The following is an 11,729-nucleotide window of genomic DNA, read 5'->3' as shown; positions in this document are numbered from 1 at the left end:
GGCTTGGATCAGGTCACCTGATCAAAGGCCGTCCTCCCGCACCAACGCTGCTGCGGGAGGACGGCCTTTGGTGCAGGAGGACGGGCTGGCGGTAGGGCGCGTGGACGGCGGCCGGCGGGGGACACTGACGGCGTGAGCTTCGTCTTCGGTGGGGTCCGCGGTCGGGAGGACCCCGAGCTGGCGGCCGGCAACCGCCGCACCCGGATGCACTACGCCCGCGACGTCAACGACCAGCGGGCCCTCGCCGACGACCGGCCGACCATCCGCCGCGGCCGCAACTGGACCTGGCTCGGGCTGGCCGTGGTCGTGATGGCGGTGCTCGGCTTCGCGGGCAGCCGCGGCGCCGAGGACGTCCCGCTGACCGCCGACTGCAGCACGGTCGGGATCGGCGTCTCCAGCAGCCAGGTCACCGCCGGTCAGCCGTTGCGCTACCGGCTGACCGGCCCGGACGACGTCGACTACGTCGTCACCCTGGACGGCGTCCCGGTGCGCGGGAACGCCGGCAGCACGGTCTCCTACACCTCGACGGCGGCCGGGCCAGCGCTCCGGCTGCAGCAGTGCCTGAGCCCCACGCTGCTGCTGGCCGCCCCCGCCGGGGACGGGCCGCACGAGCTCACCGTGCTGCGGGTGGCCGCCGACGGGACCACCGAGCAGGTGGCGACGACGACGGTCACCGTCAGCGGCACCCGCTGACCGGGCGGTCCCCCGCGCTGGAGGAACATGAGCGGACGTGACCGTCGCTCCCCCGCCGACCGCCGTGGACCGCCGTGGCCTGCTGCTGGTCGGCGCGGCCATCGTGCTGACCGGCTTCAACCTGCGCACCGCGGTGAACAGCGTCGGCCCGGTGCTGCAAGAGATCGAGGACGGCCTCGGCATCTCCTCGGGCCTGGCGGGCCTGATCACCAGCATGCCGCTGATCTGCTTCGCGCTCATCGGCTTCGCCGGCCCGCCGCTGGCCGCCCGCTACCGAGACGGGCACGTGCTGGCCACCGCCCTGCTGGTGATGACCCTGGGCCTGCTCGTCCGGGTCGCCGTCCCGAACGTGTGGCTGTTCCTCTTCGGCACCGTGCTCGCGATGGTCGGCGGCGCGCTGGGCAACGTGCTGCTGCCGAGCCTGGTCAAGCGGTGGTTCCCCGAGCGCACCGGTCTGCTGGTCGGCGCCTACAGCACCGCGCTGGCCATCGGTGGCGGCGTCGCGGCCATCTCGACCGCACCGATCGCCGAGTCCGTCGGCGCGGAGGGCTGGCGCTGGAGCCTGGGCATCTGGGCGGTCTTCGCGCTGCTCGCCGGCCTGCCGTGGCTGTTCGTGCCGGCCCGCCCCGGCGCCTCCCGGGGCTCGCACTCGGCGGTGCGGCTGCGCGCGCTCGGCCGCAGCCCGCTGGCCTGGACGATGGCGGCCTTCTTCGGGCTGCAGGCGATGCAGGCCTACGTCATCGTCGGCTGGACGGCGCAGTACCTGCGCGACGAGGGCATGTCCGCGCACGCCGCCGGTGCCCTGGTCGGGCTGAACGCGCTGATCGTCATCCCGCTCAACGCCGTCATCCCGATGGGGGCGGTGCGCCAGCGGCTGCAGCGGCCGATGCTGCTGGCCTTCGTCTGCTGCTACCTGGCCGGCTGGACCGGGCTGCTGCTGGCCCCGCTGACGCTGACCTGGCTGTGGGTCTCGCTGCTCGGCATGGGCATGGGCACCTTCGCGATGATCCTGGCGCTGCTGGGCCTGCGGGCCCGCACCCCGGAGTCGGTCGGGGCGCTGTCGACCGTCGTCCAGGGGTGGGGGTACGCCCTGGCCGGGGTCGGCCCGCTGCTGGTCGGCCTGCTGCGGGGGCTCACCGGCGGGTACACCGGCATGTTCGTGCTGGTCTACGCCGGCGTGGGGCTGCTCGCGGTCACCGGCTGGCTGATCTGCCGCGAGCGGTACGTCGACGACGAGGTCCCCGGGCTGGTCGGCGGGGCGCCGGCCCCCGCGGACCGGCCGGTGGTCGAGGTGGCCGGCGCCGAGCCGGCCGTCACCGTGCCCGACCGCCGGGCCCGCGGCTAGGCCGGCAGCTGCAGCGCGCGGAGCAGCTCGGTGGCGCGGTCCCGCTGCACCTGCGGTGACCGGGTGAGCAGCGCGACGGCGACGACGTAGGAGTCGTCGTCGGCCCAGCCGTGGCCTCCTGCGGTGAGCCGGGCGATGTGCTCGGCGACCTTGGGCTCGCGGCTGTAGGCGCCGAACTCCAGGCCCATCGCCAGGAAGTTGGCCACCCGGTAGCCCAGCTCACCGGCGGCGGCCAGGGTGGCGGCCGGGTCGGAGTAGCTGGGCAGGGCGACCAGCAGGTGGTCGAAACCGGCCTTGAGCAGCCGCAGCACCAGGTCGTTGCCGTACCAGCCGCCCCACAGCTCCGGCATCAGGATGTCGCCGTCCGGCGCCGGGATGTAGGGCGGGTTGGCGATGACGGTGGAGGTCCGGCTGCCGGCCGGGGAGTCGGCCCAGGCGAAGAAGTCGCCGAGCTCGACGTCGTAGCGGTCGGTCACGTCGAGGCCGGCGATGGTCTGCCGGGCCCGCTCGACGGACGTGGCGCTGATGTCGGTGCCCTGCACGGTGAGACCGGGCACGGCCCGCACGACGTGCGCGATCGCCCGGGCGTCACCGCTGCCCAGCTCCGCGACGCCCTCGGCCTGCCACGGGACGACGGTGGCGTACTGGGTCAGCAGGAGCTGGACGGAGAAGGCGTAGTGCGCCGACTCCTCGGCGCAGTCGAAGAAGCCGTCGACGACGTGGTTGCCCGACGGCGGGGGCAGCAGCACAGCGGTGTCCCGGGGGTCCATGACGAGCTGCCTACCCCGGTGCACGCAGCGTCACTCCGGTTGGGCGCGACTGTTCACCCGGCGGTGCCGCGCGCGTCAGGCGGGCGGTGCCTCCGCCCCGCGGGTCTCCGCGCGGCTGAAGTTGCGGAACGACCGGGACGGCGTGGGACCGCGCTGGTCCTGGTAGCGGGACCCGTACACCGCCGAGCCGTAGGGGTGCTCCGCGGCCGAGCTGAGCTGGAACAGGCACAGCTGCCCGATCTTCATCCCCGGCCAGAGGGTGATCGGCAGGTTCGCCACGTTCGACAGCTCGAGGGTGATGTGCCCGGAGAAGCCGGGGTCGACGAAGCCGGCCGTCGAGTGGGTGAGCAGGCCCAGCCTGCCCAGCGAGGACTTGCCCTCCAGCCGGGCGGCGAGGTCGTCGGGGATGCTCACCACCTCCAGCGTCGAGCCGAGCACGAACTCGCCGGGGTGCAGCACGAACGGCTCGTCGCCGGTGGGCTCGACCAGCGTGGTCAGGTCGTCCTGCTGCAGCGCCGGGTCGATGTGGGTGTACCGGGCGTTGTTGAAGACCCGGAAGAACCGGTCGAGCCGGACGTCGATGCTCGAGGGCTGCACCATCGCGTCGTCGTAGGGCGCCAGGCCCAGCCGGCCCGCGGCGAGGGCGGCACGGATGTCGCGGTCGGACAGCAGCATGGCGCGGAGTCTAGGGACCCGGTGCGCGGCCGCAGCCCCGGCCGTCGGGTGCCGGGGCGTCCAGGTCCGAGAGGCCCCTCACCCGTCGGCGGCAGCCTGACGACGCAGCTCCGTGTTGAGCCGGGCCGCCTGCCGGGTGAGGTGGTCGCGCTCGCGCACGTCGGCGGCCGCCCGGGCGGCCTCGGCGTACCGGCGGGCCGCGGTCACCGGGTCGCCGTCCCGCTCGGCGAGGTACGCCTGCACCGCGGCGTACCGGGGCAGGGCCGGGTCCAGCCCGGCCAGCGCGGCCAGCCCCGCCCGGGGCCCGTCGGCCTCGCCGACGGCGACGGCCCGGTTCAGCCGGGCGACCGGGCTGCCGGTGAGCCGGACGAGCTCGTCGTACCACCCCACGACCTGCACCCAGTCGGTCTCCGCCGCGGTGCGGGCGTCGGCGTGCAGCGCCGCGACGGCGGCCTGGGCCTGGAACTCGCCCAGCCGGTCGCGGGCCAGCGCCGCCTGCAGCACCGCCACGCCCTCGGCCACCAGCCGGGTGTCCCACCGGCTGCGGTCCTGCTCGGCGAGGGTCACCAGACTGCCGTCGGGACGGGTCCGGGCGGCCCGCCGGGCGTGGTGCAGCAGCATCAGGGCCAGCAGCCCCGCCACCTCCTCGTCGTCGGTGCCGGCCGCGAGCTGCCGGGTCAGCCGGATCGCCTCGGCGGCGAGGTCGACGTCGCCGGAGTAGCCCTCGTTGAAGACCAGGTAGAGCACCCGCAGCACGGTGCCGAGGTCGCCGGGCTGGTCCAGCCGGACGGCGGCGACGGTCCGCTTGGCCCGGCTGATCCGCTGGGCCATCGTCGCCTCCGGCACCAGGTAGGCCCGGGCGATCTGGCGGGTGGTCAGGCCGCCCACCGCCCGCAGCGTCAGCGCCACGGCCGAGGCCGGGGTCAGCGACGGGTGCGCGCAGAGGAAGTACAGCTGCAGGCTGTCGTCCACGTCCTCCGCCGGCCCCGGCACCGGCTCGCCGTCCACCCGCAGCTCGCGGTGCCGCCGGGAGGTGTCGGCGCGGACCGCGTCGAGGAACCTCCGCCAGGCCACCGCGACCAGCCATGCCCGCGGGTCGCGCGGCGGGTCGTCCGGCCACACCCGCACCGCCTCGACCAGCGCCTCCTGGACGGCGTCCTCCGCCGCCGCGAAGTCAGCTCCGCGGCGGCAGAGGGCGCTGATCGCGGTGGGGATGAGCGCCCGGAGCAGCGCCTCGTCCACCGCGGGTCACTCCGTGACGGTCGGCGGCGCGGTGAGGAACGGCCGCACCTCGAGCCACTCGTGGATCGGCTCGCCACCCGCCCCGGGGGCCGCGGAGAGCTCGGCCGCCAGCGTCAGCGCCCGCTCGTGGTCCTCGACGTCGATCACCATCCAGCCGGCGATGAGGTCCTTGGTCTCCGCGAACGGGCCGTCGGTGACCGGCGGCCTGCCGGGGCCGTCGGACCGCACCCAGCTGCCCTCGGGCGAGAGCGCCTGGCCGTCCACGAACTCGCCGGTGCCCTCCAGCCGGTCGGCGAAGTCCTGCATGTACTGCATGTGCGCAGCGACCTCCTCCGGCGTCCACTGGTCCATCGGCACGTCGTTGACCGCCGCCGGCGCGCCCCGGTAGTGCTTGAGCAGCAGGTACCTGGCCATGTCGTCCTCCTCGGTGTGGTGCGACCCGGTGGCCGCGTCCACCCGGGGGACGGAGCCGACCACGGTCCCTCGACATCCGGCTCGGGACCGGTTCGACGATCTCACCGCGGCGGTTGCCGGACGACCTCCCGGGGACGGGGACCGCACCGCCCCGTGTACGATCTGCGAGGCTGCTCGACGAGCCGCGGGACACGTCCCTGCGCCGCTCGGAGTGCTCCCGCGGGTGTAGTTCAATGGTAGAACATCAGCTTCCCAAGCTGACAGTGCGAGTTCGATTCTCGTCACCCGCTCTCCTCGGTCGCCGCCGCAAACGCGGGCCGTCCGATCACCCTGAGCAACGCCACTGATCACCCTCGGTTGCGAACGCGCCATCCGGGACGGGCGTCACAGCTCTTCGAGCGCGTGGCGTCGATCCCACGGGGCGACAGTGAGGTCATGATGACCGTTCCCACTCCCGCCGACAGCCCCGGCGGGAGCCCTGGACCGGGCATCGCCCCGACGGGCCTCCTCGACCGGGACGCGCCGGTGGACCCCCCGCTCCCGCGCTACGCCCTGGGCATCATCCACTTCCGGGCCCCCGAGGCCCTCCAGGCGCTGGTGGACGACGCCGCGTCCTGGTCGTCGCCGCCGGCCGTCGTCCTCGTCGTCGACAACTCCTCCGACCTGCCGCCGGCGCACCCCGCCGGGGCGCAGCGGGCCGGGGCCGCCGCGGTCGTCGTGCACTCCCCCGGCGACAACGTCGGCTACGGGTCCGCGGCCAACCTGATGCTCGAGGAGGCCGGCCGCCACGGGGTGGACTACCTGCTCCTCGCCACGCAGGACTGCCTGTTCGAGCCGACCGCCGCCGCGACGCTGCTCCGCCTGCTGCACGAGGACGACTCGGTGGGGGCGACCGCGCCGCTGCTCACCTTCCGGTCCGCGCCGGGGACGGTGTTCTCGGCCGGCGGACAGCTGAACGCGGACGCCACCACCAAGCACCACCACTTCGGGCAGCCGCTCAGCCGCGCCCTCCGGCCCGACACGGGGTCGGTCAGCTCCGTGGACTGGGCTGACGGCGCAGCGCTCATGCTCCGGCGGAGCGCGGCCGCCGCCACCGGCGGCTTCCGCGAGGACTTCTTCCTGTACGTGGAGGACGTCGAGTTCCTGCTGCGGCTCCGGCTGTCCGGCAGCAGCGTCCTGCTGGCCCGCGACGCCCGGGCGTCCCAGGAGCCCGGCAGCTACCCGACCTACCTGCGGTACCGCAACAACGTCCACTTCGGCTCGCTGCACGAAGGCACGCTGGGCGCCTGGCCGTGGAGCCGCGAGCTGGTCCTGGAGGCCACCCGGGTCGTCCGCCGGAAGCGGCGTACCCGGGACCTCGTCTGGGCGCTGCGCGGCGTCGTCGACGGCAAGCGCGGCCGGATGGGCCACCCCCCGCTGCGGCTGCTGTCCGCCTGACCGGTCGTCCCGACCGTCAGCCGGCGGCCGGCCGCTCGGCGTCCCGGCCCGCGGCCACGCGCTCGGCGAGCCCGGCCCAGTCCCAGCCGGACGCCGCCACCTGGCCCGGCTCGAGGTGCATCGCCAGGTCCTCGGCCGGGGCGACCAGCACCCGGGACGGTCGCGCCACCGCCGCCGCGACGTCCAGCAGCCCGCGCATCACCGGCTTGCCCACCACCTTGGCCGCACCGCGGAGCGAGGGCTCGGGGTGCAGGTCGGACAGCAGGTGGCGCCAGGCGAACGGCCGGAAGCCCTGCAGGGCGTGCCAGCTGCTCACGTCGAAGGGCGCGCCGGCCCGGCTGGCCAGGTCCAGCAGCCAGCGGTCGGCGGCCAGCGCGGCCGACCGGACGGCGAAGGTGGAGGTCGTCGTCGGGATGCGGTCCCACCGGCTGGTGCCCGCGGTCACCGGACCGCCCGGCAGCGACGGGACCTCGCGCTCGGGCTGGCTCGGGTGGGTCGCGTACCACCCCTCGTCGATGGCGGTGTGCAGCGCGAAGTAGTCGGCCTCCGGCACCGCGACCGCGGCCGCGAGCAGGTCGCTGATCGCCTCCGGCCGGTACAGGTAGTCGTCCTCGGCGAGGAGGAACAGCGTGTCGGCGGGCTCCTCGTCGACCAGGCCGGCGGCCACCGCGAGGGCGGACCGGAAGCTGGACGAGGCGCGGCCACCGCTGACCGTCACCTGCCGGTGCCCCGACCCGATCGCGGCCACCAGGTCCGCGGGCAGGTCGCCGTCCACGACGAGGGTGACCGCCGCGTCGGGTACGGCGGCGAGGCTGGCCTGCAACGACTCCCAGGCCGTCAGCCGGTCGTAGAACGGCGGCCGGGGCTTGTCGTTGGAGCCGGCATGGGTCCGATAGAGCACGTGCAGTCGCATCGCCGACCACGGTAGGCGGTGCGCGGCGTCCCGGCTGGGCCCGTCCTCCCTGCGGGGGAACTTCCGAGACCCACCGGTCCGCACGTCACCCGATCGTGGGCGCTACGGTCCGCCCGTGCCGGAGCTGCGGACCGTGCCCACCGCCGACCTCGGCCGCGGCGGGCTGGCAGGGGTGCGTCGGCTGCTGGACACCGCCTTCGCCGGGGACTTCGGCGACGACGACTGGTCGCACGCGCTGGGCGGCGTGCACGTGCTGGCCACCGAGGACGGCCGGCTGGTCGGTCACGCGTCGGTCGTCGTCCGCCAGCTGCTCACCGGGGGCCGCACCCTGCGGACCGGCTACGTGGAGGCGCTCGCCACGGCCGCCGACCGGCGTGGGCACGGGGTGGCCGGCGCGGTGATGACCGAGGTGGAGCGGCTGGTCGACGGCGGGTTCGAGCTCGGGGCGCTGTCGGCGAGCGGGCAGGCGGTGGCCCTCTACGCGGGCCGGGGCTGGACGGCGTGGACCGGGTCGACCGCCGCCCTCACCCCGACCGGCGTCGTCGAGACACCGGACGAGGGCGTGTTCGTCCGGGCCACCCCGTCGACCCCGGCACCGCCGCACACCAGCGGGCGGCTGGTGTGCGACTGGCGCCGGGGCGACCTGTGGTGACCCGCGGGGGCGGGGACGGCTACGCCGCGCGCCTGCCGACCATGCCGTGCGGGTCGATGACGTACTTCTTGGCCGCGCCGGAGTCGAAGTCGGCGTAGCCCTGCGGCGCCTCGTCCAGCGAGATGGTCGTGGCGTTGACCGCCTTCGCGATCTGCACCCGGTCGGCCAGGATCGCCTTCATCAGGCCGAGGTTGTAGCGCATCACCGGGCACTGACCCGTGGTGAAGGAGATGGACTTGGCCCAGCCGGTGCCCAGCGAGAGCGACAACGCGCCGACCTTCGCGGCCTCGTCGATGCCGCCGGGGTCGCCGGTGACGTAGAGCCCCGGGATGCCGATCGACCCACCGGCGGCGGTGATCTCCATCAGCGAGTTCAGCACCGTCGCCGGGGCCTCCTTGCCGGCCCCCTCGCCGTGCCCGCGGGCCTCGAAGCCGACCGCGTCGACACCGGCGTCCACCTCGGGCACACCGAGGATCTGCTCGATCTGGTCCTGCGGGGAGCCCTTGGACACGTCGACGGTCTCGCAGCCGAAGCTGCGCGCCTGGGCCAGCCTCTCCTCGACCAGGTCGGCGACGATCACCACCGACGCCCCCAGCAGCTGGGCGCCGGCCGCTGCGGCCAGCCCGACCGGCCCGGCACCGGCGATGTAGACGGTCGAGCCCGGCTTCACCCCCGCGGTCACCGCACCGTGGAACCCGGTCGGGAAGATGTCCGAGAGCATGGTCAGGTCCAGGATCTTCTCCATCGCCTGGTCCTTGTCCGGGAACTTCAGCAGGTTCCAGTCCGCGTAGGGCACGGTCACGTACTCGGCCTGGCCGCCGACCCAGCCGCCCATGTCGACGTAGCCGTACGCGGCGCCGGGCCGGGCGGGGTTCACGTTCAGGCAGATGCCGGTCTTGCCCTCCTTGCAGTTGCGGCAGCGGCCGCAGGCGATGTTGAACGGCACCGAGCAGAGGTCGCCGACCTCGATGAACTCGACGTCCGGGCCCTTCTCGACCACCTCGCCGAGGATCTCGTGACCGAGCACCAGGTTCGGCGGGGCCGTCGTCCGGCCGCGGACCATGTGCTGGTCGCTGCCGCAGATGTTGGTGGTGACCACCTTGAGGATCACGCCGTGGTTGAGCTTGCGCCCGACGTTCGCCGGGTTGACCCCCGGGCCGTCCTGCAGTTCCAGCTTCGGGTAGTCGGTCTCGTGCACCTCGACCTTGCCGGGCTCGATGTACGCAACGCCTCTGTTGCCGGCCATCTGGCAGCTCCTCGGTTCTAGGGGGCAGTGAGCCGAGTGTGCTCCCGATCACTTCCCATGTGCAGTCCCGGGCATGCGTCCTGCGCTCCCGGGGGCGTGCGTCCGACGATGCGGAACCGACTGCGTTGCTGTGCGACCTGGATCACTCCTACGGTGCTCACGCCCCCACCGACAGGAGCCCCGATGAAGAAGCTCATCAACGACCCGGCCGACGTCGTCAGCGACGCCCTCCGCGGCATCGCCGCCGCCCACCCCGAGCTGCGGGTCGACCACGAGAACCGGGTCGTCTTCCGCGGCGACGCCCCGGTGCGGGGCAAGGTCGGGCTGGTGTCCGGCGGCGGGTCGGGGCACGAGCCGATGCACGGCGGCTTCGTCGGCCCCGGCATGCTCGACGCCGCCTGCGCCGGCGAGGTGTTCACCTCCCCCGTCCCCGACCAGATGGTCGCCGCGACCCAGGGCGTGGACGGCGGCGCCGGGGTGCTCCACATCGTGAAGAACTACACCGGCGACGTGATGAACTTCGAGATGGCCGCGGAGCTGGTGGCCGCCGAGTCCGGCACCGAGGTCGTCTCCGTGGTCGCCGACGACGACGTCGCGGTGCAGGACAGCCTGTACACCGCCGGACGCCGCGGCGTCGGCGTCACGGTGCTGGTGGAGAAGCTGGCCGGCGCGGCCGCCGAGCAGGGCCGCCCGCTCGCCGAGGTGGCCGACGTCGCGCGCCGGGTCAACGCGCAGGGCCGCAGCATGGGCATGGCGCTGACCTCGTGCACCGTCCCGGCCGCCGGCAAGCCCACGTTCGACCTGCCCGAGGGCGAGATGGAGATCGGGGTCGGCATCCACGGCGAGCCCGGCCGGCGCCGGGTACCGGTCGCCCCCGCCCGGGAGATCGCCGAGATGCTGGTCGAGCCGGTGCTGGCCGACCTGGACTTCACCGGGGGCGACGGCGTGCTCGCCTTCGTCAACGGGCTGGGCGGCACCCCGCTGATCGAGCTGTACCTGATGTACGCCGAGGTGACCGCCGTGCTGGAGAAGGCCGGCGTGACGGTGGCCCGGTCGCTGGTGGGCAACTTCATGACCAGCCTGGACATGGCCGGCTGCACGGTGACCCTGCTCAAGGTGGACGACGAGCTGCTGCGGCTGTGGGACGCCCCCGTGCGCACCGCCGGGCTGCGGTGGGGGGTCTGAGCGTGGCCGACCAGCTCGACGTGGCCGCGCTGGGGGCCTGGGTCCAGGAGTTCGCCCGCTCGGTCGCCGAGCACAAGGACGAGCTGACCACGCTGGACTCGGCGATCGGCGACGCCGACCACGGCGCCAACATGGACCGCGGCATGTCCGCGGCCGTGGCCGCGCTGGCGGAGAAGCCCCCGGTCGACCCGGCGGCGCTGCTCAAGCAGGTCGGGATGACGCTGGTCAGCAAGGTGGGCGGGGCCAGCGGGCCGCTCTACGGCACCTTCTTCCTGCGGATGGCCGGCGCGCTGGGTCCCGACCCGGCCGACCCGGAGACCTTCGCCCGGGCCGTCCGGGCCGGTCTGGAGGGCGTGGTGGCCCGCGGCAAGGCCGAGCCGGGTGACAAGACGATGCTCGACGCGCTCGTGCCCGCCTGCGACGCCCTGGACGCCGCGCTCGCCGACGGCCGGCCGCTCGGCGACGCGCTGCAGGCCGCCGCCGAGGCGGCCCGCACCGGCCGGGACGCCACCACGCCGCTGGTGGCGCGCAAGGGCCGGGCCAGCTACCTCGGTGAGCGCAGCGCCGGTCACCAGGACCCGGGGGCCACCTCGACGGCGCTGCTGTTCGACGCCGCGGTCACCGCGCTCGGCGGGCGGTGACCCGGGTGGCGGTGGGGCTGGTCGTCGTCTCTCACAGCCGGGCGCTGGCCGACGCGGCCGTGGAACTGGCCCGGCAGATGCTGCCCGGGCGGGAGCTGGCGATCGAGGTCGCCGCAGGCACCGAGGACGGCGGCCTGGGCACCGACGCGGCCGCGATCTCCGCGGCCATCACGGCGGCCGACTCCGGCGACGGCGTGGTGGTGTTCATGGACCTGGGCAGCGCGGTGATGTCGGCGGAGACCGCGCTGGAGTTCCTGGACGACGACGTCCGGGACCGGGTGCTGCTCAGCCCGGCGGCGCTGGTGGAGGGCCTGGTCGGCGCCACGGTGGTCGCCGCCGGCGGCGCGTCCCGGGACCGCGTCGCCGCCGAGGCCCTCCTCGGCCTGGCCCCCAAGCAGGCCCACCTCGCCTGACCCCGCGCCCCACCCACGCCCACGCCCACGCTTTCGCGCGTCTGTGCGCACGCGCTTTCGCGCGCCTTTGCGCAGGTGGTTTCGCGCGCCTTTGCGCAGGTGG

The 11,729-nt window shown here is 74.6% G+C and carries 13 protein-coding genes and 1 tRNA gene; 8 read left to right on the top strand and 6 right to left on the bottom strand.

The window, feature by feature from the left end:
- The first annotated feature begins 132 nt into the window (after window positions 1-132).
- Both HL054_RS12385 and HL054_RS12380 read left to right on the top strand, forming a co-directional pair.
- Entirely contained in the window at window positions 133-693 is a 561-nt protein-coding gene (locus HL054_RS12385) for a hypothetical protein (protein ID WP_369139315.1), read from the top strand.
- A gap of 37 nt (window positions 694-730) precedes the next feature.
- Window positions 731-2,038 (top strand): CynX/NimT family MFS transporter, encoded by a 1,308-nt coding sequence (locus HL054_RS12380; protein WP_369139314.1) that lies wholly within the window; start codon window positions 731-733, stop codon window positions 2,036-2,038.
- On the opposite strand, the gene HL054_RS12375 is transcribed toward HL054_RS12380, so the two are convergent.
- From HL054_RS12375 to HL054_RS12360, 4 genes are all read right to left on the bottom strand, one after another.
- Window positions 2,035-2,808, bottom strand: a complete 774-nt coding sequence (locus HL054_RS12375; RefSeq protein WP_369139313.1) for a methylase — start codon at window positions 2,806-2,808, stop codon at window positions 2,035-2,037. The two genes, HL054_RS12380 and HL054_RS12375, sit on opposite strands and share 4 nt — an antisense overlap.
- Before the next feature lie 75 nt (window positions 2,809-2,883).
- Entirely contained in the window at window positions 2,884-3,483 is a 600-nt protein-coding gene (gene dcd / locus HL054_RS12370; protein WP_369139312.1) for a dCTP deaminase, read from the bottom strand.
- 78 nt (window positions 3,484-3,561) lie between these two features.
- Window positions 3,562-4,725, bottom strand: a complete 1,164-nt coding sequence (locus tag HL054_RS12365; RefSeq protein WP_369139311.1) for an RNA polymerase sigma factor — start codon at window positions 4,723-4,725, stop codon at window positions 3,562-3,564.
- A gap of 6 nt (window positions 4,726-4,731) precedes the next feature.
- Window positions 4,732-5,202 (bottom strand): YciI family protein, encoded by a 471-nt coding sequence (locus tag HL054_RS12360; RefSeq protein ID WP_369139310.1) that lies wholly within the window; start codon window positions 5,200-5,202, stop codon window positions 4,732-4,734.
- Window positions 5,203-5,358: 156 nt separating this feature from the next.
- On the opposite strand from HL054_RS12360, the gene HL054_RS12355 reads away from it, so the two are divergent.
- Both HL054_RS12355 and HL054_RS12350 read left to right on the top strand, forming a co-directional pair.
- Window positions 5,359-5,429 (top strand) — tRNA-Gly (locus HL054_RS12355).
- Window positions 5,430-5,664: 235 nt separating this feature from the next.
- A complete protein-coding gene (locus HL054_RS12350) occupies window positions 5,665-6,576 on the top strand; it encodes a glycosyltransferase (protein WP_369139309.1) in 912 nt (303 codons plus the stop codon).
- Window positions 6,577-6,592: 16 nt separating this feature from the next.
- Here HL054_RS12350 and HL054_RS12345 read toward each other — a convergent pair whose 3' ends face one another.
- On the bottom strand, window positions 6,593-7,489 hold the full coding sequence (locus tag HL054_RS12345) for a hypothetical protein (protein ID WP_369139308.1): 897 nt from the start codon (window positions 7,487-7,489) through the stop codon (window positions 6,593-6,595).
- 115 nt (window positions 7,490-7,604) lie between these two features.
- Between HL054_RS12345 and HL054_RS12340 the strand changes: the two genes are divergently transcribed.
- Window positions 7,605-8,141, top strand: coding sequence for a GNAT family N-acetyltransferase (locus tag HL054_RS12340; RefSeq protein ID WP_369139307.1), 537 nt, complete (start codon window positions 7,605-7,607; stop codon window positions 8,139-8,141).
- Between the two features lie 19 nt (window positions 8,142-8,160).
- Here HL054_RS12340 and fdhA read toward each other — a convergent pair whose 3' ends face one another.
- Entirely contained in the window at window positions 8,161-9,387 is a 1,227-nt protein-coding gene (fdhA, locus tag HL054_RS12335; RefSeq protein WP_369139306.1) for a formaldehyde dehydrogenase, glutathione-independent, read from the bottom strand.
- 183 nt (window positions 9,388-9,570) lie between these two features.
- Here fdhA and dhaK point away from each other — a divergent pair, with 183 nt between their 5' ends.
- The 3 genes from dhaK to dhaM are packed head-to-tail and all read left to right on the top strand — an operon-like array spanning window position 9,571 to window position 11,626.
- Window positions 9,571-10,572 (top strand): dihydroxyacetone kinase subunit DhaK, encoded by a 1,002-nt coding sequence (gene dhaK, locus HL054_RS12330; protein ID WP_369139305.1) that lies wholly within the window; start codon window positions 9,571-9,573, stop codon window positions 10,570-10,572.
- 2 nt (window positions 10,573-10,574) lie between these two features.
- Window positions 10,575-11,213, top strand: a complete 639-nt coding sequence (gene dhaL / locus HL054_RS12325; RefSeq protein WP_369139304.1) for a dihydroxyacetone kinase subunit DhaL — start codon at window positions 10,575-10,577, stop codon at window positions 11,211-11,213.
- 5 nt (window positions 11,214-11,218) lie between these two features.
- Entirely contained in the window at window positions 11,219-11,626 is a 408-nt protein-coding gene (gene dhaM / locus HL054_RS12320) for a dihydroxyacetone kinase phosphoryl donor subunit DhaM (protein WP_369139303.1), read from the top strand.
- Window positions 11,627-11,729: the final 103 nt, after the last annotated feature.

The organism is Modestobacter versicolor, assembly GCF_041028285.1.
Lineage (GTDB): Bacteria > Actinomycetota > Actinomycetes > Mycobacteriales > Geodermatophilaceae > Modestobacter > Modestobacter versicolor_A.
The sequence above is the reverse complement of the archived record's forward strand: the minus strand, read 5'-3'. Positions and strand labels throughout refer to the sequence as shown.